This window comes from Pantoea sp. At-9b (genome assembly GCF_000175935.2).
Lineage (GTDB): Bacteria > Pseudomonadota > Gammaproteobacteria > Enterobacterales > Enterobacteriaceae > Pantoea.
This window is the reverse complement of the sequence record NC_014839.1, coordinates 1-23,979: the sequence shown is the minus strand read 5'-3', so window position 1 is coordinate 23,979 and position 23,979 is coordinate 1. Positions and strand designations below refer to the sequence as shown.

Below are 23,979 nucleotides of genomic sequence, written 5' to 3'. Positions count from 1 at the left end.
TAATTTAGAGAAAGGTGTTATGCCTTTTATGGGGTCTGATAAATGCTTATTTATTTTATAATCAGTTCATGTTTTAGAACGCTAAACGCTTTGGCGTGCTTTAACAAATTCGATAATCATCATTTATCCAACTTCAGTAAAGTAAATGTAAATGTAAATGTAAATGAAGGTGAATATCTATGGTTCATGCTTTGAATTAGTGGTTTGTTGTTTTTTCTAGAGCCAATAATTACTTATAAATTTTATTTTCATGTTAAATGTGATTCTGGAGGTCAATATGAGTTTAGGGCGCAACATCAAAGAAAATGATAATGTTTTTCGTATACCTGATACGGTTCTGTATTCTCCATCAGCAATTCCTGATGTTAATGCATTACGAAAATGTTGGCATCCGGTTGCCTATTCAGAAGAAATTCAGGATCAGCCTTATTCCTCAAGACTGCTTAATGAACAAATAGTATTGTGGCGCAATAAAGAGAACAGCATCCAAGCAGTTGCTGATCTTTGCATACACCGTGGTACTGCTTTGTCTATTGGAAAAGTTGTAGATGGTGAAATTATGTGCCCATATCACGGTTGGCGTTTTCGTGGAGATGGAGCATGTACCATGATCCCACAACGAGAAAATCCCCGTCACATTCCTGATAAAGCCCGGGTAACTGCATACCAAGCACAGGAACGATATGGCATCGTATGGGTTGCTCTTGATACACCGCTATGGAATATACCTGATATCCCAGAATTCGATGAGCCAGAATTTCATGTTATTTCAACTGGACCCTATGACTGGCAATCTGACGCGTCTCGTCAACTAGAGAACTTTACAGATTTTGGACATTTCCCATGGGTTCATACGGGCTTACTTGGTGATCCCGAGCGGGTAATTGTACCCAAGTACCAAGTCGAAACTGATGAACATGTAATGCGCTATCATTTTATGCGTCCTGAAGCACCCCAAGCGGGTAAAGCATCAGTGTGGGGGCGTGAAAAGAAAGATGTTCTTCCTGTGAGGCACTCATATTACGAGCTTCACTTACCTTACACTATTGTACTTCGGCAGGACTGGGGGGGAGCAGATAAAATGGTCCACTTATTCGTATCCCAACCTATTGGAAAGGATAAAAGCAGAGCATTTTTAAGAACCGCACGAAACTATGCTCATGATCAGGATCCAAGAGTTCTTCAAGAATTTACAGATATAGTGTTGGATCAAGACCAAACGATTGTTGAAAGTCAAAGGCCCGAATTTGTTCCTTTTGACTTGGCCGATGAACTTCATCTGGATTTTGATTTAGTGGCAATTAATTATCGTAAATTAATGAGGGCGACTGGGCTTGCGTTAAAGGTTGGCACCCCACCTAGAATGTAATAAACAAATATACGATTTACCTATGGTAATTTATTCATGGTTTTTGTTTTATTTTAAAGTATGGTGTTTTTTTCATTATTTTTTAGGTGGTTGAGTAACCATAATTAAAATAAATTCCAGGTATAGTTGCAGGCTATCGACGGCATAGTTATCAGGTATTTGTTTGCGTTAAGGCTTGCAATTATATTTTATCTAGCATTGATTCATTTAATTGTGTTATTCATTTGAGCAATTTGTGGAGGTAGGTGTGAAGCCGGGTAACTTAATTTTCAAAGAAGATTCTTCAATTGATGGTGCTATTTTAAATGACTGGCATGTTGTCGGTTTTTCGCATGAACTTGAGGCTGGAAAATTAATTCCAGTTCGTTTGCTTGGCCGCGATTTGGTAATGTGGCGCCAGGCGAGCGGTGAAGCCCATATCTGGGAAGATCTATGTATGCACCGCGGGGCTCGCTTATCAAAAGGGTATATCAAAGATGACCAGGTTGTCTGCCCTTATCATGGGTGGCGCTATGATGGTACAAGTAAATGTACATTGATCCCCTCTACTCCGGATCAGCCAGTCCCTCCCCGTGTTAAAGCGTTTGAACATAAGCTCCAAGAAAAATATGGGTTTATTTGGGCGTCAATCGGTGAGCCTCAGCAGGAGCTGCCTTCATTCCCTGAGTGGGGTGCTGAAGGCTACCGTAATATTCTGACCGGGCCACATGACTTTAATGCAAATGGCTACCGTGCATTGGAGAATTTTTGTGATGTTACCCACTTCCCATTTGTACATGGAGGTCTGAATGGTGTCGAATCCGAACCGGACCCGATTGGTGATTATCAGGTCTTTGAAGAAAACGGGAGCCTTTATACCACTCCTGTGACTGTATTCCAGCCCCAAGGGGATCCGCGTCGCGTTCCTGTGCAGTCAAGTTACTCGTTTTCTTGTCTGCGTCCACTGGTTGCAACATTACGTAAGCAGATACGTGTCGTGGATCCTGAAGGTAATGTCTCAGAGCATGAAGACGATTACTGGCTCTTCTTCACAGCACAACCTGTTGATGAAACACACTGTATTGCGCGAGTTGGAATGGCCATGAACTTTGGTAATGAGCTTTCGGATGAGCAGATCAGAGCTCGTCAGGAACTTATATTCGAGCAAGATATTGAAATTGTAGAAACTCAGAGGCCAGAACGTATACCAGTTGACCTACGTGCTGAAATGCATCATCGGGTAGACAAGTTGAGTGTTCAGTACCGTAAGTGGCTTAAGGACATGGGCGTCACCTATGGCACCATTGATAACGACTGGATTTAACGACACATTATTCCAGGAGAACGTTGATGGATAATGCATTTGAAGGAATTGAAATCACTACCGTCCCAATGCGAGTCGTTTCATTTGTGTGGGAGAATGAAAAGATTCGTTCTTTCCGTCTTTCTACGGTAGATGGTTCGGCCGTAGGAGATTTTACGCCTGGTTCTCACATTGAACTGCACTTAGCGCAAGGCTTGCGCCGTGCATATTCAATAATTCGGTTGTCTGAAGATTGTACAGGTTATGAATTAGGAGTTCTGCATGTTGATGGAGGGAGAGGCGGTTCTCGATACATACACGAGCGTTTGCGTGTTGGAGACATAATTGAGATAACACCTCCTCGAAATTTCTTTCCACTGACTGAAGGTGCCACACATACAGTTTTCCTGGCCGGAGGAATAGGCATAACACCTTTCTTCTCAATGATAGAAAGATTGATGCAGACTCAGGACAGTTGGGAAATTTATTACTGCATACGTTCCTTAAGTACAGGAGCATTTCTTAATCGATTTGATCTTGATGATGACCGAATTCATCTGCATATTGATGAATTGGAGGGAATAATAGATATTAAATCTATGGTTCATAAATCTACTCCAGGCACTCATTTTTACTGTTGTGGGCCGGGAGGAATGCTTGATGCTTTTATCAAAGCAACACAGCACCTTGATCAGGAATGCGTCCATTTAGAATCCTTCCTGCCGGCAGTCGTAGAAGAACACGATGGCTTTGAAGTTGAGTTGGCTCGCTCGGGTAAAAGGATCCCGGTACGACATGACGAAACAATTCTTGATGCGCTACTCAACGCTGGTTTTGACCCTCCCTATTCATGCCAGCAGGGCATATGCGGCGCATGCGAGTTGACTGTCCTCGAGGGAGTGCCAGATCATAAAGATGAGGTCTTATCTGGAAAAGAAAGGGCTTTGAATAACAAAATCATGATTTGTTGCTCGTCTTCAAAATCGCCCCTTATTAAGCTCGATTTTTGACTACCAGTCACTACTTAAGGGATTAAGTAGTGACTAATTATTTTTCAGATATTCTTTCATTGAATCAATAAAATGTGATGCCAATGGAGTTATTATATCTCTATGTGGAGTAAGTGCATAAACATTATTCTTGTCAGGCTGATGATCACTTAAAATTTCTGTCATAACACCATTTTCGAGTTCTCGGATGACATGAAAGCGGTAGAAATTACCTATCCCCAAACCACCTTGGCAAGATGCCTTGAGCACATCCCCATTATCCGAACTCAGAGGTCCATGTAACTGAATCTCTCTCCTTTCTCCTCTCTCCTCTACTATCCACGGCTCAGTTATTCCTCCAACTACGTTAAGCAGACACCTATGACTATATAACTCGTCAATATTCTTAGGTATACCATGTTTCTGCAGATATTCATTTGATGCGCAAAAGACACGTGGTGCTCTGCCAATATTAACATTGGAATAACTTGTGTTATGTTTTTCGTTGACCATGAATGCTATATCTATTCTTTCATTTACCAAATTAGGGGGGGTGGAACTAGCATGTACTTCTATTTTTACTTCAGAGTTTTCATTCACAAATCTGGTAATAACAGTTGCGAGAATCGACGCTGAAAATGATGGGGTAGCTGATATTCTAAGTCTGCCTGTGAAAAAATCTTTAGGCATTAAAAATGAGACAGATTGATCAACCTCTCCCAAAATAATTTTACATCTCTCATAGAAATAGGATCCTATTTCTGTTATAGACACTTGTCTTGTGGTTCTGTTAAATAGTGCACTGCCAATATTTTTTTCAAGATTGGATATGTGACTTGTCACAGTAGATGCTGAAAGGTTAAGTTTTCGGGCAGCTATAGAGAAATTTTGGACATCAGCAACCATAACAAATACCTTCAATGTGAGAATTGATGAAGAATCAAGGCTGGGAGTTTTCATTATGATTTACTCACTGAAATGGGATTTTTCGGAAGACTTTTCACGATAATAATTTTCCATCATTTTAAGCAAGATCTATGATCTGCTACCTTTTATCAATACTCATTATTGGACATTTAATACTTAATACTAGACATTCATTATCATCTTGCAGATTAAGTAATGATGATTCCATTATCGCTTTTTTAAGCAGAGTTCTTTGTCAGTAACTTAATTTAACAATTATCTACTGTAGGCATAAAAATTGCAGGGTTATAGGTAATTGCTGGGAATGTTGACAAGAAAGGTATTGAAAATGAATTTATCGCAGTTGACTTATTTTATCCGCATTGCAGAGTTAGGAAATATCTCAAAGGCAGCTTTAGAATTACACATCTCTCAACCCTCGTTATCGGCATCAATTGCAAAACTCGAGGATGAGCTTGGTGTCCCCCTTCTGAGTCGCCAATCTCGCGGGGTTTTGCTTACAGGGGCAGGGCATGAATTTTTAGTTCATGCGCGTCGCATCTTAGCTGATGTTGATCGTGCTATTGATTCTGTTCAACTTAATAACAGGAAATCTTGCAGGCGGATTCGCGTTGCATGTTCTACTTCCATAACTAAGGCTATTTCAGAGTACATTTATGAGCAATTGCCCAGAGGTGAAGGATCTTACTCTGTAAACATTGTTGAGGCTATGCCTGGTCACATCCCCAAACTTTTGAGAGACAACCTGGTTGATATAGCTGTTGTGTACGAACCTACAGATATGCTTGAGGAAATGTCCTTCACGCAGTATGAGCCGACACTGAGTTTAATCGTATCAAGTGATCATTCGCTGAGTAACAAAGATAAAGTGAGCTTTGAAGAGTTAGAATCCTCAAAATTTGTTCTTCCAAGTGGTTCGCATCCAATCAGGACAGTGGTTAATCGTGAGTTACTGAAGCGTCAGCTTTCTCTCGATATAATTGATTGTGACAGTCTGCCAGCCATGGAAAAGTTAATGAGGAAAAGTGGATATGTGACCATCATGCCTTCGTTTGGTTTTAATGAGGGTATTGAGTGTGGGGACTTACGCTCAATAGCCATAAGGGAGAGTGATCTTCGTTGGGGTATGGCGATAGTTGTTGATCCAATGCAACATGCAGATGAATCAGTAATTTCAGTTTGTGATATTTTGCATAATGGCGTTCTCAGAGCACTGTCTGGTAAGTAAGGCTTCTCAAAATAAGCGTGATGAACTCTTAATCAGTTTATTGCACTAAAAAATTGCTTGCGCACTTAAATGGTGGTCCTTTTCAGTGCATGTAAAGGCGGTGATCCGCATAGGTCTAAACTTGGTGTAAAAAAATGCAGTCAGACATGGTCTACCTGAGCTTCTTATATCGAAGCGTTATCTGCCATTGATATCGCATTGTGGGATATTGCCGGACAAGCCGCTGGATTACCCGTCTGGAAATTAATGGGCGGACGTTTCCGCGACAAAATAACCGCGTATGCCACGGGGTGTTATTACCCGGAGGATTTCCGCAATCTCCCTTCGCTGTTAACAGCACTGCACGCCGAAGCCGTGAGTTACGCTGATGTGGGATTTGGGTTGCTGAAAGTCAAAATCGGTATGCTCTCGTTAGAAGATGACATTGCCCGTTTGCGCACCATCCGTGACGCGGTTGGCCCGAAAATCGGCTTACTTGTTGATGCGAACCATGCCTACAACGCGACGACCGCTGTAGGTATGGGCCGCATGATGGAGGAGTTAGGCGTGTTGTTCTTTGAAGAACCCGTGGTGCCAGAAGATCGTGAAGGTTATCGCAAAGTGCGTGCGGAAAATCCGGTGGCGGTTGCCGGAGGAGAGTGTGAATTCACCTGTTACGGATTTAGGGATTTCATCGCCAGCGGTTGCGTTGACATTGTGCAACCCGATTTGGCCGTCTGTGGCGGTTTCACCACCTTCATCCATATTCTCGCGCTGGCGAACAGTTGGGGGGTAGCGTCGGAGCCGCATGTCTGGGGCCCGGGCATTGCCGCTGCGCTGCATGCTGTCGCCAGCATTCCGGCTTTTTTTTCACCGCCAATGGTGTGCCGCTGCTCAATCAGCCGGTCATTGAATTTGACCGCAAACATAATCCACTGCGTGACGACATACTTACCCAGTATTCTTATTGAGGAAAATCATCATGCGATATCAGGGAAAAAACTTGTTAATTACCGGTACTGCAGCAGGGCTGGGGCAGACGGGGGGGCGGACGATTTCCTGGACCTTCAGGAGATAATTCATGCACTCATATGAGGACCGGATCCGGGCTGTTGAGCTTTATTATCGATATGGTAAAAGGCTGACAGTTGTTGTCCGAAAGTTGGGCTATCCATCCGTTAAACAGCTTTCCCGGTGGGTTCGGATTTATGAAGAGGCCGGTGACTTACCCAGGGAATTAAAGCCAAGAAAACGCTATTCACACGCACAGAAAGTCGCCGCGGTTGAGCATTATCTTACGCATGGTGGTTGCCTGGCCTTCACGCGTCGCGCCATTGGCTATCCCAGTAGCGAAGTGCTGAAGAGCTGGATCGAAGAGATTTATCCGGGACGACGCCCGCTGATTATTCGTTCGAATACAAACAAATGCTTCAGCCCGGAGGAAAGAACGCAAGCCGTCCGCGAGCTTTGCACCCGACGTGGAACCGCCCTTAAAGTGGCACAAAAGATAGGTATCAGCGTCCCGGTCCTGTACAAATGGAAGAAAGACCTGATCGACGATGAGGCTTATCAATCCATGCGTAAACGTAAACCAGCTTCTCAGGATAAGCAGCAGGATGCACTGCGCGATGAAATAAAGCAGCTTAAACAGCAGGTTCATCAGCTACAGCTTGAGCGTGACATCCTGACAAAAGCGAATGAACTGATAAAAAAAGACATGGGCATCAGCGTCCTGACCCTGAAGAACAGGGAGAAGACCCGACTCGTTGATGCCCTTAAGGAAATCTATCCCGTTGCTGAACTGCTCAGTGCTCTGCATCTTGCCCGTAGTTGCTATTTTTATCACAAAGCAAGCCTGCGTCTGCATGACAAGTACGCGAAAATACGTGTAACCATGGCAAAGATCTTTGAGGGAAATTATCGCTGCTATGGCTACCGGCGTCTCCACGCGATGCTCCGTGAAAACAACACGTATATCTCAGAAAAGGTCGTCCGCAGACTGATGGCTGAAGAACAGCTGATTGTCAAGCGTGCCGGGCGGCGGCGATACAGCGCTTACTGCGGAGAAATCGGTCAGGCACCCGAAAATCTCCTCGCCAGAAATTTTCGCTCCGGCAGGCCAAATGAGAAGTGGCTGACTGATATTACCGAGTTCCACCTTCCGGCAGGCAAGGTCTACCTGTCGCCAGTCATCGACTGTTTTGATGGCAAAGTGGTGAGCTGGGCCATAGGGACACGTCCGGATGCAAAACTGGTAAATGCCATGCTGGATGATGCGATCGATACGCTCAGCGAAAATGAAAGACCGGTGATACACAGCGACCGGGGCAGCCATTACCGGTGGCCGGGCTGGCTGGATCGTATCAACGGATCGGGTCTTATAAGGTCCATGTCGCGCAAGGGTGGCTCGTCGGATAATGCGGCGTGCGAAGGCTTCATCGGACGGGTCAAAAATGAAATGTACTATGGCAGAAACTGGGCGAGCACAACGCTGGAAGATTTTATGTGCTTCCTGGACAGGTACATACGCTGGTATAACGAGAGTCGAATCAAAATATCATTAGGTGCAATGAGTCCGGTGAAGTACCGGGAGCATCTGGGGATCACAACATAGCAGTCCAGGAAAACATCCGCATCTCCGCGTACGACATTAGCGCTTTGGAGTAACACACAATGTCTATCCACATTGATAATGTCACCCTGATTTCCCGTTTTAAAATGTCACTTTCTGCTGCTTTCTGATGAAGAGAAAAGGGCCGCGGGGGGTTATTTCTTCAGGCCGGGTCTGAAGAGCAACGATTCATCCAGAACCGGATTAACTGCCCTGAGTTGTGCCTGAACCTGCGCACGCCTTTTGGGCATACTCTGGCTGCGCTTTCTTTTTCCTGCGGCTTCAAGTTCATCCTGTTTTTCCTGCGCCAGCTTCAGCACTGCGCCCAGCCTTTTGTTGTCCACGATACGGCCCTGGCTGATACAGTCCAGCTTGTCGAAAATCTGATACTCCAGGGTTCTGCTTCCGTGGCGGAATGCGAGCGTGCCGTCCGGGTAATCAAAGGCCATGATTTTCTCCCCGGCAATGCGTGAGTTTCCTTCACTGGATTCAACCAGATAAAGAATCTTATCGTACTGAAATGTCAGTGATTTTGAGAGCGTGCGCAGCGTCTGCCAGGCAAAGATATCGTCCAGCTCTGGGTTGCTTTCTGAGACGGCGCGGTGCAGGTTTTTCGGGTATTTTGCCGGCCTTGCAAAACGGCGATTGAAGTCGCTGATAAAAGTCTCAAGCCAGGCGTTGGCGGCATCAATGCCGGTGATGTTCTCAAGCCGCATCTCCTTAACCAGCCGATCCTGCAGCGTCAGGTTGGCGCGTTCAACGCGCCCCTTGGCCTGTGAGCTGTTGGCACAGATAAGGTCGATGTTCAGATCGTGCAGTGCGCGTCCGAACTGCGTCATGCCGGTACGTCGCGTTTCGGCCTGGCTGACGTGAAACACCGCGTGCTTATCACTGTAAAACGCCACCGGCTTGCCGTGTTTATCAATGTAATCGCGCGTGGCCATCATGTAATCGAAGGCCGACTCACTCTGGCAGAAACGCAGGTGCATCAGACGACCGGTCGCGTCATCAACGTAAACCAGCAGGCAGCATTTTGGTGCGCGGCCTTCGAACCAGTCATGGTGTGAACCGTCAATCTGGATCAGCTCGCCCAGGCAATCCCGCCGCTGGCGTGGCTGATAAATCCGGGGCTGACGGCGGGCGTGTGGGATCCAGAGTCCGTCAGCAGTCATCCAGCATCGCAGTGTCTCAACGGAGATCTTAATCCCGTGGCGCTCCTGGAGCTTTTCTGCGGCGAGCGTGGGTCCGAAGCCGACATAATTTTCACGCAGCAGAGTCAGGATGCGGTGTCGCAGTGTGTCATCAATACGGCGCGTGCCGGGCTTGCCACGTCGTGCGTTGATAAGGCCGGCGGCACCAGACTCGCGGTAGCGGTTCATCAGCCGCTGAACCTGACGTTCGGTAAGATTAAGCTGAGAGGCCGCATCACGGCGACGCAGACGTTTTTCGATTACAGCCTGAATGACGGGAAGGCGGTGAAGTTCTTTGTTCGACATGGTCACCAGCATCAGCAGAGATCTCCCAGAAAAAGTGGCAAACGCGCCTTATCTGGGTGACATTATGAATCAGCTAAAAAGTGACATTATCAAATGTGACTCTCAATCGATGTTAAAGCTAAGCAGAGATGACCGGGTCCAGGCTAAGCTGAGTTGTCCGTCTGTTGTGTTAAACGCAGGGTCTAACGGCCAAATATTTCTTCACTGCGCGTCTGCAAATCATTCACGGCTTCCAGCAAATCGTCTTCGTTGATGGCCCGCTGCCGCTTTTTTGCCGGGTCCTTTTTAGCGCTTCTGCGGCTTGGTCCGTTACCAGCCGGAAGTCCCTGAGAGCGCGTGTTATCACGCTTGTCCTGCATCAGCTTAGCCACCGCCAGCGCGTGGCCCAGCCGCTTATTATCAATGATGGCACCCTGGTCAACCTCAGACAGCCGGTCATAGGCAGAGTAGGGAAGTACCGTGCCGTGACTCCTGAGCTCAATCCGTCCATCCGGGTACTGCCACGCATCCAGATACTTACCCATCGCGCGGCGGCTGTCATCGTTATCTTCCAGCAGCAACAGCATTTTATCGTAGCGGACCGTCAGCGATTTTGAGACCTTGCGCGGCTCACGCCAGGTAAATATCAGGTTGAGGTCGTCGTCCGCATCGAGCGGCCGGTGAACGTCAAAATCGTGCCTCGGTGCCTTCGCAAAACGGCGGTTGTAGTCCGCCATAAACTCAGCGGCAAAGGCGTTGGCCGCGTCAGGCGTACTGATGCCATGCAGCCTGAGCTCCTTGACCAGCCGGTCCTGCAACGTGAGATGCGCACGCTCCACGCGGCCCTTGGCAGAGCTGGTATTGGCGCAGATGCCGGTGATGTTCAGCTCGTTCATTGCTCGTCCGAACTGCGTCTGACCGTCGCCGCCGGTCGCATTTTTATTGTTGATGCGGAACACACTGGCTTTGTCGCTGTAAAACGCCAGCGGCTTGCCGTGCTGCTCCAGATAGCCGCGTGTGGCTTCAAAATAGGTGAACGTGGACTCTGATTTTACAAAATGCAGCTGCATCAGGCGGCTGGTCGCATCATCGACGTAAACCAGCAGCGTGCAGGCCGGACCGCGGTCTTCAAACCACCGGTGGTCGCAGCCGTCGATTTGTATCAGTTCGCCGACGCAGGCACGGCGGCAGCGTGGCTGCTGGATCTTCGGAGCGCGCTGCCTGCGCGGGATCCAGAGCCCGGCGCGCGTCATCAGCTTACGTACCGTCTCCTTGGATAACACCACGCCGTGAAGTTCGGCCAGCTTCTCGCAGGCCAGCGTCGGGCCGAAGTCAGCATAACGTTCGCGGATGATCTGAATGGCGTGTTCAGCAAGGCCTTCGGGCAGTTGATAGTTACTGGGCTTGCCGCGCCGCCGGTCGGCCATGCCGAGCGGGCCATCAGTACGGTAGCGCTGGAGCAGGCGGCGGCACTGTCTGTCAGAAATACCGAGACGCTCCGCAGCGAGATGTGTTGTCAGCCGCCGGTCGACAACATCCTGAATCACTTTAAGCCGGTTAACTTCGTTCATCGTGAAAAACTCCGCACCAGAAGCCGTCATCTCAGGGTCCTCAGCAGGTTGCCCGAAGCGGCCAGGTAAGCTTAGCTTAAAACGGTAATCTCAGCTTTGCTTCTATACACAAAGTGCAGATAACGTGAATTATGTTAAATAAGCTATCCGTTTCTTCCTGCCAAACCAAACCCGTAGTACCCTTCTTACTATTCGAATCTTAAAAACCTAAAAGACTCAACTATGGCTGTATCGTCCAGCTATTTTTCGGGATGTATGAAGGACACGGAGGATGCTCACTCTGGTCTCGTCAGCCACATACACAACTATGAAGGGAAAATGTGGTATTACGAGCTTTCTGTGTTTGACGGTGCGCCCGGCCTGAACTCCAGCCATAGGATTTTCCTTGAGTATACTCACCATCGCTACGAGCCTGTCATCGGCAGCAATGGCGACCAAAGCACCTGCTTCTTTGTTCAGGTAGAGAAAAATGTTTTCTCTGTCAGCCAGCGCGCGTCTTTCCCAGACTATATTCGTGGTCACAATTTCCCCTGAGCAGCCCGCTGTCGCAGATCATCCATGTGTTTTGTCACTTCATCATTGTTAAGGTACTCGCCTTCACCAGAGTTATGGCGATTGAACGCGTGGGCTATCTGTTGCTCCAGCCAGTGCTCATGATCACTGTTTTGAAATTGGAGTTCTTCTGCTGCCAGCTCTTCTGCGCGCTGTCGCATGAGTTCAGTAAGGCTCATCTGCTGGCGCTCAGCAGCAAGCATGGCCAAACGTTTCGTTTCATCATCTATCCGAAAATGAATAGTGCTGCTCATAATGTTGTCTCTTGTGGTGTCGTTTGTGTTGTCATTATGAGGGTAAACCATCTTAGTGTCATCCTCGGACACAAAACTAATCGAAACCGAAATGATAGTCAGACCCGGAACGGGACAGCAGATCAGTGCTGATCGTTCACTGAAATATGTATAAATAATCAGCATAAAGAAATGGCATGACAACAAAAGTTCGTTTCAGGGGGTTGTATTCTGCATCAGCGGTATGGAGGCGGCCGAAACTTATGATGCCATCGGGCGCAAGGCCGGTTACAGGGTTAAGGGTGACGCAAGCCACCCATCTCTGGCAAACGTTGTTTAAGCAGCAGCTTTTCAGCGCTTATTGGTTTGATGGTCACAGACGCAAGAAAGATACCGCGGCCTTGGGTCTGAAAGCGCCCCTATTCCTTGTAGTTACAGCATTCATTAATCAGCTACTGCAATTCCGGCCCTCTGGGCCGGGCGACGGATGCTGTTCAGCGGTGCTCATAGGGCATTAGCTCCGAGGTAGGTCTTGTTGGATGGGCAGAGAGTTACAGAAAGGGTTGATTACGGTAATTAATGTGTGTTGTAACTAAAAGTACTCCCCCTTTTGCCCGTGTGAACGGGCGCTGCTTTTATATTCTGAGCGAAGCGGACGCCTTATTTATCCACGCAGAATGTCTGCATGAAAAAACATTTATCTTTATGGAGATTTCTTCTGACGTAAGTCAGGAATATCCTGCAAGTAGTGCTGACTCTCCTTACGGGTAAAAGAGGCATATTAATTGCGGATAAATGTGTATAAAAAAACAGCACGCCTCCGGCGTGACCACTCTTCCCGGGGGAAGATAGCAACATCGCCCTTACGCTCAATTTTAAGGCCTACTGTTGTTATTAGCTGCACGTGCGACAGCAGTAAGCTGTCGCATATTGACCGTGTTGACACTCGCATGGAAGTGCATCAACTCAGACTTTAGCTGTTAGTGTTTTATAAAGCTCAACAGGTAACTCCCGCTCTTGCTTGATGAGTGCAGATATAACAGTTATGGTTTTGTTGTCCCTGATTTTGGCCAGCATAACAAAGCGGGAATGGCGTTCAACGAGGGTAACGATATAGGAGTTTTTCGAGCCTTGGATCAGATCACCTTCCCAGTGACCAGGTATGGCTTTGCCTGCGGCTTCCGGTGGCCTTTCGCTGAGAGGTATCGCATTCGGGATTGTCCCTAATCCTTTCCCTTTGAGTGATGACGTTCGGGGTCTACGCACCGCTCTTCCGCTTCTGAGGTATTGCTGCAGTTCTTTTTTTAATGCGCCCCAGGTTTGTATAAAAAGCGTTTTATAAATCGTTTCGTGTGACACATGCATTTCCTGATTATCCGGATAACAGCGTTTCAGCCAACCGGCGATTTGTTCCGCCGACCAGTCCTGATGCATCTTTTCTGCAATGATTTTACACAACGTGGGGCTTTCAATTAGCTGACAAGGTTTTGGTCTCAGAGCACTTTCCCACGCAGCAGTATCAGCTTTTGCTGCCCGGTATTGTTTTGCACCTCCGTGCCTCTTGATCTCGCGGCTAATCGTTGAGGGGGATCTTGATAATTTGTCAGCGATGTCCCTGATGCTTCGTTTTGCTACCAGCCCTCTGGATATCTCCTCTCTTTCATCAAGCGAAAGCGCTAACCGATGCCGCTTTCGGACAGGGGGACGGTATCCACCAGGCTGATGGATTGTGGGCATAATAGAAGAATGGTATCTGTCGAACATTCTGGCGATGTCATGCAGGGAATCACCTTGCTTGTCGAATGCCTCAGGGCGTGAAGCGGACGTTCGAAGCTTTTCTACAACACATACAGGCTTGTAACGCAGTCGCCTGTTTATCAACGGAGAGCTGGTTGCTTGGACAGCTCTAGCGTCGGATGAATCGTAAATGTATTATTCAAATCGCACTTAATTGTACTTTGTCAAGGACAAATCTCATCGCACTCATCGTATAGAAAAAAGCAGGGACTCCATATTGTAGGCTGCTAAATTTCAAAACCCAGAAGGTAATCGCATGATATTAAGTGCTAATCACGTCGGCTTTTCAGTTCAAAACATTGAAGACTCATTGTTTTTTTGGATAAATATTCTTGGCGGAGAATTATTACGCGAAGGAAAAATGTCTGGACCTATAATTGATGAGGTAACAGGCGCAAGGGGAGCTGATGTCCAAATGGCTTTGCTTGAACTCGCTGGTATTAAAATTGAATTACTGCAATACAATAACATTGAGCAGCCAGAAGAGCCTTCAGCACCTTATATCCCGGGCTACGCTCACCTTGCTTTTATAGTCGAGGAGCTTGATACGCTCTTGAGCAAAGTATCGGACTATGGCTGGAAGACGCCAGGGAAACCTCAGACAGTTTCCTTAGGACCTATGCAGGGAACAAGAGTAATATATTTACAAAGTCCTGATGGTCAGACGCTTGAGTTGATGGAGCACAGTCAATAAAGTCCACATTTTATTGTAAGTATCCCAGCTTTAGTTCCACGCACTTTTTGAGAGTTCCGATTTATCAGCCATCAGCGGGTTTCTACGGTCAGAGGGGCTCTTCCCGCCCATACCGCATCTGGTAATGTGTCAAACAGCGTTTCGATTCGTTCGTCATAGGTTTTGATGATTTCACTCACGACTTTAATTTGTGTCGCCAGTGCTGTTGCCATCAGAGTATTAGCCTCTATAACACTTTGATCTGTAGTCAATGGAATAGCGTTATCAATACTCGCAACGCGTTGCCCGGTAAGGACCATTGCGCGGCCACCTTTGGCATTCAGAAAGTTGCGGACCGTGTCGCGCCTGGCGCACTTCAGTTGCTGCAGACTGGGCCACCGTATAATCAGTTCACACAGCAGCAAGCTGCCCCGGTGTGAGAACCACTCCAGCGGCTGAGGATAATATTGCTTAAGCGTGTTGATGAGCCTGTCCACAAAGCGGCGTTTATCTTCGACCAGCAGTCGACGCTGCTCAACTAACTGCTGAAGTAACCGAATATCCGCATTGTCGGGTTCTATGGCTTTTATCTTTTGGGGATAACGTAGCATTAGTTCTAAAGCTAACTCAGCATCCTGCGGATCGTCCTTCGCACCACTTGGCCAGAAGGTCTGCCGATAGCGGGCCAAGGATAACGAGTGTACAGGAAAGACAGTAACAAATGGGTACTTCTGGAGAGCATACACGACCGGGCCTTTCTTCAGTTCAGGGGCAGCAGCCCCCTCGATGGCAGGCTGCAGTAATCAGCGTTCTTTCTGGATATGCCGGACGCTCTCGCGTGTCAGCTCTTCACGTTCCGGCTCCCGGCCCCGTGTGTCTGACGGCAGCTCCGGCCGCCGTTCAAGCTCACGGGCCACGCCGGCAAGTGTACTTTCTGACAGCGCCTGCTGTTGGGGTGCCCCCGGCTGTACCCGATCGCGTGCAAGCGCCTCCTGTACTTGCTTCAGTACCCCTGCCGGTATGCTGTCACTCTGGCCAGCAGTGGCAGAAATTCCCGGCTCCTGCGGCAGCGTGACCCCGGACAGTGTGTCCAGCACGGCGCGGACAGCTACACTGTCCGGGCCGCCGGCTTCGGCCGCCAGTGCAGCTGAAGCCTGTCTGACCAGGGCGGCATAGTCAGGTACGGGTTCGCCGGGCAGGAACGGCAGTTGCTGCCTCATGGCCTCCACCACCCGCATGGCCAGCAACGCAGACAGCTGTGCCCTGTCCCGTTCCGTCACCACCGGGACGGTGGTCAGGCTGGCTATCGCGCCCTCTGTCAGCAGCTGTCCAATGGCACGCAAGTCACGGCTGTTCTCCTGAGCACTGTCCCGTCCTGGCGCGGACGGAACGTTCTGACCGACTTCCTGGCCTTTTTCCAGTGCGTCCAGGGCTGCACGCAGTGCGGCACGCTCATCGGGCACTGGTGCATCCGGCGGCAGGTCGCGCAGCCCCTCCTGAAGCTCAGCCTGTACCAGACGCAGCAGTGTGGCATCAGGACGCCAGCCCCGTCCGGGCTGGCCACCGGCCACTTTCAGTAACTGGGCCGACGGCGGATGACGCCCGGTCAGCAGCAGCACGCCCGCCTGCGGCTTATCCCGTGCGGCTGCCAGCGCCTGCTGCAGGTCACTGACGATGACCGTCTCTCCGTTCCGGCTTTTCTGCACAATGGCAGCCTGTGCCCCACCGGTGATAAGCTGACGCACCTCACCCGGCTGTGGCTGACCGGCCTCCGCCGTCAGCGGAACCAGCGTCAGCCCCGCCGTCTTGCCGTTGCCGTCATACACCGGCAGCGCCAGGTGCGCGTCCGGGTATTTCTTCGTCGGCGGGATAATCCGGGCGGTGAGCGGTGCCCCCTTCAGCCCCTGCCCGCGCAGGAAGGCGCGCCCGATCGCCGTTTTCGACAGCGGCTGCCCCATCGCCCAGATGGACCGGGCCTGTGCCCGCTCCGGCTCCGGTGACAGGGCATCGTGCGCGGTTGCCGGACCGCTCTCCCTGCCCTGCAGGGTGCCCATCCAGTCTTTCAGACCGTCGGTGTAAATCTGCACATGCGCCTTCGCACGTGAGGCGCTGATGTAAAAGGCCCGCATCCCGCTCATGTTCGCGCGGGCCCCCTCCGTCCCTTCCAGCGCAATCACGTAGTCCGTACTCGCCCCCTGGGCACCGTAGCCGGTAACCGCCCAGGCATAGTCCACATGCCGGTCCGCCGTGACGGCCTTCGGGTCGATGACCTTTTCACCCTCCCGGTTCTGCAGCACAATCTCACCGTTATCCCGCAGCGCCGCCACACGGTACTGCTCGTGCGCGGCGTGACCGGCCTGCTTCTGCGTCTTGTTCAGGCGCACGCTGTCGCCCTCCCTCAGCTCGATTTCACGCCGCTCAAACACCTCGATTTCGGTGGCGTTAAGCTCCGCCGGCGAGTAATACTGCATCCGCCCGCTTTCATCGCGCAGCAGCACATGGTCCGTTCCCTCATCCACCCCGGTCACGGTCAGGTAGCGTTCATTCGCCAGCACCACCTGACCGGCCTTCCAGTCCCTGATGCGGTTAAAGTCGTGGCGACCGCCGGTGATGCGGTCCAGTACCGGCACCGTGACGGCATTCCCGCCCAGTTCTTTTCGCTGTACCATCCTGATGTGGATAGCCTCATTGATGGCGCGACGGTCCTCATGAAGCTGCACCACGATCATCGTCTGCTCCCGGGCTTCTTTCGTGCGGCCGATGTAATCCGCCACGATGTTTCTGACCGGTGAGCCCGTCTCCGTCACCGAGCGCGACGGGACCACCTCACCGGCTTCCCGCGGCACCGTCCCCGGTGACACCCGGTTGATTTTCTCCAGGGCCGCGGCCGCCTTGTTTTCAATCACGCTGTAGACGGCAGATTTCAGGTTTGCGTCGCGCTGGCGCACAATCTCTTTCATCACGGCGACATCAATCGGGCTGCGCTCCTGCATCAGCCGGAACGGGGCGCCACTCTCCGGGGACTCCAGCTGCGCCACATCCCCGACCTGCACGGCGCGCCCGTCACCGGCCGCAATCGCACGGTACGCCGCGGCCGTGTCCTGGTTACCCAGCATCGAGGACTCATCGATGAGAAACAGGGTATTGCCGTAGCGGACCTCTTCACCGGCGGCGGTGCGCTGCTGCCAGTCCAGCACGAACGATTTCAGCGTCTGCGCCTCAATGCCGGTATCGCGCATCTCTTTAACCGCACGGTGTGTGGGGGCCAGCCCGATAATCAGCGGTCGCGCGCCCTCCGGCAGGGTCTCAATGGCCGCCCTGACGGCCTTAAACTGCGTGGTTTTACCGGTACCGGCATACCCCTGTACTGCCGTAAAGCGGTCGGGACTCTGCAGAATGAGCGTGGTGGCGGCCTGCTGTCCGGCGGTGAGGCCGGTGAGAAGGGACGGGGCAAGGGTGGCCATCAACGGCTCGACCGCATTCTTGCCGGCCGCAATCTCCCCGACTATCGCCTTTTCCATTTCCCACGTTGCGCGGGAGACAAAGCGCGATTCACCGCCAACCATCACCGGCATGAGCCCGCCGGCTTTCACCTGACGGGCAATTTCGGTCCTGAGCGCCGGCACGTTCTCCAGAAAATCCTCCGCTTCCTCCAGAAGTTTTACCTCGGAAAAGGACACATGCCGCATCTGCGCCACGGCGCGGGATACGGCCTTCTCCGCATCCGTCAGCAGGTTCGCATTCAGCGTCTCCAGCGCGTCGTTGACGTCCTCCCGGCCGCTGGCCTGTCTGACCAGCGCCACCGGGGAACGGCCGGTGCGCAGCCGCATCAGCTTCTCCTCCGCCCGGTTCAGCGCCTCGCCGGTAAAGATTTCGGCCTCTGAACCGGACTGCGCCAGGGCGTTCATCATGTTGGCTGACAGCTCCCGGCTGCTCAGGCTTGCCAGCACCGTGCCCCGTTCGTTATCCCGTGCGCCCGGTGCGCTGACGTAACCGTGGGTGACGTACAGGGGACGGTCCGTGGCGATGCGCAGCGCCTTCTGCTGCCCCTCCCGCATCACCGTCAGCGCCCCGTCCTCCAGCGCCGTGACGGTCAGGCGGTCGCGCGCCTTCAGCCCGGCAGACCGGTCTGCGGCGAGCGCGAACAGCTGCTCCCCCTGTGCGATACTCAGCTGTTCCCGTGTGAACAGACGCCAGTCGGCGGTGAGGGCGCTGAGTTTTACCCGGCTCAGCACCCCGTCGCCGTCGATGAGCGACAGCATGCGGGTGTCGTCATGCACCCGGTCAATCACAAAGTGGCGGGTGGCCTGCCGGTCGCTGCGATCTTCCAGCACCATACCGGGCCGGTATGATACCGGCAGCTTCCGCTCTTTCGCCGTGATAAAGACCGGCGTGCGGGCCTCCACCTCCACAGTGTCCCGGCCGAGCTTCCCGGCATTCTGCAGCGCATCGCGGATGTACCCCGTCAGCTGCTGCTGTTCACGCGCGCCGGTCACGGCCGCCGTGACCGGACTGTCCGGGACGCTCAGGTCGGTAAAGCGTTCTGCCAGGGCACGGTAGCGGTCACGCTTGTCCTGAATGCTGAAAACGCGCGCCTCCAGCCCCGGTGCGGGTGCCGTCAGGCTCAGGCGTTCAACGCCGGCAGAGGCCAGCACCGACAGGGCATTCGTGTTCGACTGACGGCCGGCGCTGTCGAGAAACAGCAGCTGGGCGTTCTTCTCCCGCGCCTCGCCGGTCAGGACCAGCATCTCCTTCAGCCCCAGCTTCTCTGCCCCCTCAATAATCAGCGTGCTCTGGGGTGCCAGACTGAAGGTTTTCTCAGTGACGCGGCTGCGCTGCAGCAGGGTATCTTTCAGCAGTGCCGATTTGCTGAGGGTGAGTGCGCGTTCGGCGCCGGAGGCCAGGACGCTGACTTCCCGGCCGTTTTCCCGTGACATTGTCACCAGTTCCTCCACCGTATCGCGCAGGCGCTGCACCGACGCCGGGGCGTTCAGGATGGCCACCGGCGCACGCGCCGCCTGTTTCAGGTGTTCCGGCGTCATGCCGGGGGAGCCACGGAAGCTCACCACCCGGTTCTCCTTTATGATATCGGCCGCCAGCGACTGCACGGACAGTTCATCCAGCAGGTGAATGTGGGAGGTGAACACGCCTTTATCCCCGTCCAGCGGGGCCAGCAGGTTGTCACTGATGGCCCGGTCCAGCGCGCGACGCAGGTCCGGGATACTGTGCTGCTGTTCACCGGCCTGGTGGGCCGTCAGCAGCAGGTCGCCGTAAGTAAAGCGCGTCCGGCTGTCGCTCAGTACCGAAATGGCGGTGCGCACCGCTTCCGGCACGTCACCCGGCAGCGGCGTCTCCGCTCCGGGCTCCTCGCGCGTCGCCACACGCTCGCGCGCTTCACGCATCACCCCCTCAATGTCAAAATCCACGCTGTCCATCTGACGCTGCCAGCGCGCTTTCAGGCGGGCACGACCGTCCGGCGTCTCCGGTTTCTCAATGGGCGATTCCTGGTCAGGCCCGGCCTGTTCATTCATGCTGTCGCGGCCGGGCGGATGTTCTCCCGGCTGAGGGGCTTCCGGTTCGGTGCCTGGCGCCTCTGACAGCGTGTTCTCCGGCTCAGCAGTGCGGGCAACCTCGCGACCGTCAGCCGCGTCTGGCTTGCCCTGCTCAGGTGCATCGGAACGGCTGAGCGTCTGCGGCGGAACAGCCCGTCCGGGCGGCACGGTATCCGGGGACCGGTTATCTCCTGCCGGTGAAGTCACGGGCTGCTCACCCTGTGGGACCGGCTGGCCGTCATCCAGCCGGCTGATATCCTGTTTGGGGCGGCGGGTGTCAAGTGCCGCCACGTCCCGGCTTTTCAGCGAGGCCTCCTCCCCCACGCGTGCGCTGATTTCACGGTGCCGGGAGGAAAATTCCTCCAGGACGTCACCGGTGAAACCTTTCACTTCCCACAGCTCATGCTTTCCGCCGGTGAGTTCGGTTTCATACCCCAGCGCCTCGGTTTTACCTTTCAGCGCGGTGCGGTACAGCTTTCCGAATGACACCTGATAGCGGTAAAGGGTTTCGATAAACCCGGCACCGTGAATGGTGTCCGTGGCCAGCGCCTTCCACTTCCCGTCCAGCTCTGTCACGTTGGCCAGCACCGCATGGGTGTGGATTTGTGGGTCAAGATTACGTGAGGTGTCGTGCGTGAACAGGGCGGCCACCATTTTTCCGGTCGCCGTGATGCGGGTCACCCCGTCCCGTGTGTCACGGGCGCTGACCATCTGCTCAACCAGCGCCAGCGTTTCCTTTACCGCCTCATGATGTGCGGCCAGCAGGCGTTTATCCCCCCCGGCCAGAATGAGCATGGAGATGCTTTTCGGGGCCGAAAACGTCAGGTCATGCCCGGGACGGTGAACGTGACTGCCCTGAACGTCTTTACCCAGCTCCACACCGTTTGGCAGCTTTCCGTGCAGTACGGCGGTTAAGGTATCCAGGTCCACCGGTCCTTCCAGGCCCAGCTCGCGGGCCCCCTCGCCCAGCCACTGGCTCTGCAGATCGTCAAGGAAATAGTAGTTATCCTGGCTGCTGTAGTACCCGGCCGCGTCCGCCGCGGACGCCACCGGTGCAATGGTCATCATCGCTCATGCCCTCCGGGTTCATGGTGCTGGCTCATGGCCTGATACGCTTCGTCATCTTCGCGATGGCGCAGGATGTTCAGCTCCTCATCCGCCATCTGCTGATTTGCCCTGCCGTACTGCGCGGCATACGCTTCTTCCCGGCTCTCAGGGTCGGTCTTACGGTGCCCGGCGCTGCGCACGGTCAGCCTTCCGGCCTCATCCTTTTCCGCCTGCATGTTCAGTTCCGGGGCCTCCCCCTGCGCGTCACCGGAGGACGCGTCAGCGTCACTCTCTGCGGCCGCCGGCTTTTTTGTCCGGCGGGCCAGCATGTCCAGCGCGCTCAGGGCTGCCGGTGCCGGGCGTGACTGCGGGGAAACGGGAGGTGCCGGTGCTGCAGGACTCGGTGCCGGCCGCACCTCCGGGAGAGGGGCCGGCGTGTGTGACGGGACAGTCGCGTCATGCCCGGAGCGGCTTTCCGCGGACCGCGCCTGTGAGAGCAGTGCCTCAGTCACATCTGGGGCAGTGACCGGAATGCCCTGACGGGCCGGGAACGGTCTGACGTTTGTCGGAAGATCTCCCCTGCCCGCTGACGTTTCCCGTACCGAAGGCGGCAGTGACGCCTCCGGTAAAAAAGGCATAATGACAGGCCGGGTGTCCCGCGCGATGTCTGTCCCGCCCGGCACCGGCGTGGTATCCGTCACCTTCCTGACCGTCACGGGGCTGGCGGGGACTGCCACCGGTTCAGGGACTTTCTGTACTGACTGCACGTTGCCGGCTTCCAGAATTTCCTCCCCGGTCGGGAAGCGGATATCCGCAGCGACGGCGGCCCGCTCGTTGCCGGAAATGATGGCTTCGAGCTCCGGACTCAGGCGATCACGGAAGTCGCGCTCAATCAGCGCCGGGTGATGCTTCTTCTGCGGGCGGTACTTCAGGCTCAGTTTCACCACCGGGTACTCACCCGGCAGGCGTATGTAAAAACGCAGGTTGGGCATTTTCATGATCAGGTCGTAGTCCACGATGGGTTCGTTGACCCTGTCCTTGCTGATCGCGATACCGTCACGGACCTGATCCAGGCCGTAGCTGTTCTGCTCGCGCGCCTCACGCCGCCGCTGGTGACCCAGTTCCTCCTCCACCATTTTCGCCACCTCGGCGCTCGGAGAACGGCCGTAGGCGCGGGTGTTCAGCAGGTCAAAGATGGCCTTGGCCATCTCCCGGCCGTAGATATGCACCAGCTGCGGGATGTTCTGGATACCCAGCACAAAGCAGCCGCCGAACTTGCGCGCCTCGGCCAGCGTTTCGTTGAGCTCCGGTATCTTCTGCAGACTCGCTATCTCATCGCCGATGAACCACACGCGGCGATCGCTGTTCTCGCCCATGCTCTGCAGCAGCAGCGTGGCCAGCGACAGCCACATGGAAATCAGCGGCCGGACCGCCTTGCGGTGGCGGGCCGTGGTGGCGATAAACAGCCAGCTGCTGTCGTACTGCGCGTCTGTCATCCACTCGCGGATGCTGAACTCCGGCTTGCCCTCCTTATCCAGCCCCTGCAGATACCGCAGCGACTTGGCGTAGTTGGTGAGCACCGAGCGAATGGAGATGGCCGTCTTCTCAATTTTCTCCTCAACCAGGTTGGCCGACGGGGTGTTCTTCAGAAACTCACGCAGACTTTTCAGATCGATGGAGAGGCAGGTCTTCAGGAACGTCTCGATACTGCGGTCCGGGCGGGACGCAAACTGCATGGCCGTGTCGCTGAAGATGGTGCGCGAGGAGGACACCCAGAACGGGTCAGAGTCGCCCTCCACCGGCATCAGCGCCGCCGTCATGTTCTCGTAATCGACCACGTCACGCGCCTCGCGCCACAGCACCCAGTTCTCACAGCGGCGGTCGTGCGCGTTCAGGATCTTGTCGCGGCTTGGGTCATAGTGCGTCTCAATGAAGGTGCCGCCTGAGTCGTAAACGATCGCGCGGTCACCGCGCCGGCGGATGTAGTCCAGCAGCCAGCGGATGGGCGTCGATTTGCCCACGCCGATGGTGCCGTGAATGAGATAGTTCATGACCTCGGCGTTCTTCACCATATGCAGGCCACCAATCTGCAGGTCGGATTTTTCTCCCGCCTTCTTCAGCTGGCGGTTCACCTCCTGCAGGTTGTCCGTCAGCGTCATGCCGGAAATAAACTCGTCCTCGCTCTCCTTCTTCCCGATGCGCCCCACGTACCAGGCAATCAGGCACCACAGGACAAAGGCGGTAATGCCGCAGACCGTTGCCAGAAACTTCAGGCCGGCCAGAAACGCGTCGCCCATCGACCGCATCCAGGGATCTGCCAGCAGCTGTGCCGGCGTCATCTTCGTGGTGCACAGCTGCGCCCCGTCGCCGCAGTGCCACAGGATGTCCCAGGTGGCCGTGGTGGTGCCGGGTGCGAGATTCAGCAGGGAATGAGACGGCCACGCCGCCCAGTACCAGAAGCCGTTACGCAGCACGTCGTCGGGCGTGGTCAGCCAGAACAGCACCGCCACGGCAGCGATGAACAGCAGCAGTATCCAGTGAAATATCCAGTTGCTGACCTGCCCAAACATGCGCAGGCGGTAGGCCGTCATCTGGCCGCCCTGCGTGAGGTTTTTCGGGGTGAAACTCATAAAAACTCCGGATAACGCGCAGGCGCAGCCCGCCCGGTTCAGGGCAGACTGTCGTTACGGATAA

General features: G+C 53.4%; 14 protein-coding genes and 2 pseudogenes. 7 read left to right on the top strand and 9 right to left on the bottom strand.

Features of this window, described 5'->3' with window-relative positions:
* The first annotated feature begins 277 nt into the window (after positions 1-277).
* The 3 genes from PAT9B_RS24050 (at position 278) to PAT9B_RS24040 (ending at position 3,661) form a co-directional block, all read left to right on the top strand.
* A complete protein-coding gene (locus tag PAT9B_RS24050; protein WP_013511901.1) occupies positions 278-1,369 on the top strand; it encodes an aromatic ring-hydroxylating dioxygenase subunit alpha in 1,092 nt (363 codons plus the stop codon).
* 247 nt (positions 1,370-1,616) lie between these two features.
* Positions 1,617-2,672 (top strand): aromatic ring-hydroxylating dioxygenase subunit alpha, encoded by a 1,056-nt coding sequence (locus PAT9B_RS24045; protein WP_013511900.1) that lies wholly within the window; start codon positions 1,617-1,619, stop codon positions 2,670-2,672.
* Between the two features lie 26 nt (positions 2,673-2,698).
* Positions 2,699-3,661: a PDR/VanB family oxidoreductase gene (locus PAT9B_RS24040; protein ID WP_013511899.1), complete on the top strand. Its 963-nt coding sequence runs from the start codon at positions 2,699-2,701 to the stop codon at positions 3,659-3,661.
* Between the two features lie 33 nt (positions 3,662-3,694).
* Here PAT9B_RS24040 and PAT9B_RS29900 read toward each other — a convergent pair whose 3' ends face one another.
* The gene (locus PAT9B_RS29900) at positions 3,695-4,600 is read right to left on the bottom strand and encodes a LysR family transcriptional regulator (RefSeq protein ID WP_013511898.1); all 906 of its coding nucleotides are present in this window, start codon (positions 4,598-4,600) and stop codon (positions 3,695-3,697) included.
* Positions 4,601-4,895: 295 nt separating this feature from the next.
* Here PAT9B_RS29900 and PAT9B_RS24035 point away from each other — a divergent pair, with 295 nt between their 5' ends.
* The 3 genes from PAT9B_RS24035 to PAT9B_RS24025 all read left to right on the top strand — a co-directional run bounded on the left by PAT9B_RS24035 (position 4,896) and on the right by PAT9B_RS24025 (position 8,388).
* Entirely contained in the window at positions 4,896-5,795 is a 900-nt protein-coding gene (locus PAT9B_RS24035; RefSeq protein WP_013511897.1) for a LysR family transcriptional regulator, read from the top strand.
* A 168-nt stretch (positions 5,796-5,963) separates the two neighbouring features.
* Positions 5,964-6,869 (top strand): mandelate racemase/muconate lactonizing enzyme family protein, encoded by a 906-nt coding sequence (locus PAT9B_RS24030; protein WP_223300519.1) that lies wholly within the window; start codon positions 5,964-5,966, stop codon positions 6,867-6,869.
* A complete protein-coding gene (locus tag PAT9B_RS24025) occupies positions 6,856-8,388 on the top strand; it encodes an IS3 family transposase (RefSeq protein WP_013511896.1) in 1,533 nt (510 codons plus the stop codon). Before PAT9B_RS24030 ends, PAT9B_RS24025 begins: the two co-directional genes overlap by 14 nt.
* Positions 8,389-8,540: 152 nt before the next feature.
* Here PAT9B_RS24025 and PAT9B_RS24020 read toward each other — a convergent pair whose 3' ends face one another.
* From PAT9B_RS24020 to PAT9B_RS29435, 5 genes and pseudogenes are all read right to left on the bottom strand, one after another.
* Complete coding sequence (locus PAT9B_RS24020) at positions 8,541-9,881, bottom strand: ISNCY family transposase (protein WP_083810368.1); 1,341 nt, start codon at positions 9,879-9,881, stop codon at positions 8,541-8,543.
* A 182-nt stretch (positions 9,882-10,063) separates the two neighbouring features.
* Entirely contained in the window at positions 10,064-11,461 is a 1,398-nt protein-coding gene (locus PAT9B_RS24015) for an ISNCY family transposase (protein WP_013511894.1), read from the bottom strand.
* A 186-nt stretch (positions 11,462-11,647) separates the two neighbouring features.
* Positions 11,648-11,953, bottom strand: a complete 306-nt coding sequence (locus PAT9B_RS24010) for a type II toxin-antitoxin system RelE/ParE family toxin (RefSeq protein WP_041526141.1) — start codon at positions 11,951-11,953, stop codon at positions 11,648-11,650.
* Complete coding sequence (locus tag PAT9B_RS24005) at positions 11,950-12,237, bottom strand: damage-inducible protein J (protein WP_041526186.1); 288 nt, start codon at positions 12,235-12,237, stop codon at positions 11,950-11,952. Before PAT9B_RS24005 ends, PAT9B_RS24010 begins: the two co-directional genes overlap by 4 nt.
* Before the next feature lie 957 nt (positions 12,238-13,194).
* Positions 13,195-14,013 (bottom strand): annotated as a pseudogene (locus PAT9B_RS29435) (IS30 family transposase); the annotation flags it as partial.
* A gap of 256 nt (positions 14,014-14,269) precedes the next feature.
* On the opposite strand from PAT9B_RS29435, the gene PAT9B_RS23990 reads away from it, so the two are divergent.
* The gene (locus PAT9B_RS23990) at positions 14,270-14,707 is read left to right on the top strand and encodes a VOC family protein (RefSeq protein ID WP_013511889.1); all 438 of its coding nucleotides are present in this window, start codon (positions 14,270-14,272) and stop codon (positions 14,705-14,707) included.
* 113 nt (positions 14,708-14,820) lie between these two features.
* Here the strand turns inward: PAT9B_RS23990 and PAT9B_RS23985 are convergent.
* The 3 genes and pseudogenes from PAT9B_RS23985 to traD all read right to left on the bottom strand — a co-directional run.
* Positions 14,821-15,465 (bottom strand): annotated as a pseudogene (locus tag PAT9B_RS23985) (transposase); the annotation flags it as partial.
* A gap of 24 nt (positions 15,466-15,489) precedes the next feature.
* Complete coding sequence (gene traI / locus PAT9B_RS23980) at positions 15,490-21,306, bottom strand: conjugative transfer relaxase/helicase TraI (RefSeq protein WP_013511888.1); 5,817 nt, start codon at positions 21,304-21,306, stop codon at positions 15,490-15,492.
* Positions 21,303-23,915 (bottom strand): type IV conjugative transfer system coupling protein TraD, encoded by a 2,613-nt coding sequence (gene traD / locus PAT9B_RS23975; RefSeq protein ID WP_013511887.1) that lies wholly within the window; start codon positions 23,913-23,915, stop codon positions 21,303-21,305. The genes traI and traD overlap by 4 nt, the downstream gene beginning before the upstream one ends.
* Between the last annotated feature and the right edge of the window lie 64 nt (positions 23,916-23,979).

Excerpts from the sequence above, each read along its gene's own strand:
- PAT9B_RS24050 (WP_013511901.1), top strand. The coding sequence starts at position 278 with ATGAGTTTAGGGCGCAACATCAAAGAAAATGATAATGTTTTTCGTATA.
- PAT9B_RS24040 (WP_013511899.1), top strand. The coding sequence starts at position 2,699 with ATGGATAATGCATTTGAAGGAATTGAAATCACTACCGTCCCAATGCGA.
- PAT9B_RS29900 (WP_013511898.1), bottom strand. The coding sequence starts at position 4,600 with ATGAAAACTCCCAGCCTTGATTCTTCATCAATTCTCACATTGAAGGTA.
- PAT9B_RS24035 (WP_013511897.1), top strand. The coding sequence starts at position 4,896 with ATGAATTTATCGCAGTTGACTTATTTTATCCGCATTGCAGAGTTAGGA.
- PAT9B_RS24025 (WP_013511896.1), top strand. The coding sequence starts at position 6,856 with ATGCACTCATATGAGGACCGGATCCGGGCTGTTGAGCTTTATTATCGA.
- PAT9B_RS24020 (WP_083810368.1), bottom strand. The coding sequence starts at position 9,881 with ATGTCGAACAAAGAACTTCACCGCCTTCCCGTCATTCAGGCTGTAATC.
- PAT9B_RS24015 (WP_013511894.1), bottom strand. The coding sequence starts at position 11,461 with ATGACGGCTTCTGGTGCGGAGTTTTTCACGATGAACGAAGTTAACCGG.
- PAT9B_RS24005 (WP_041526186.1), bottom strand. The coding sequence starts at position 12,237 with ATGAGCAGCACTATTCATTTTCGGATAGATGATGAAACGAAACGTTTG.
- PAT9B_RS23990 (WP_013511889.1), top strand. The coding sequence starts at position 14,270 with ATGATATTAAGTGCTAATCACGTCGGCTTTTCAGTTCAAAACATTGAA.
- traI (WP_013511888.1), bottom strand. The coding sequence starts at position 21,306 with ATGATGACCATTGCACCGGTGGCGTCCGCGGCGGACGCGGCCGGGTAC.
- traD (WP_013511887.1), bottom strand. The coding sequence starts at position 23,915 with ATGAGTTTCACCCCGAAAAACCTCACGCAGGGCGGCCAGATGACGGCC.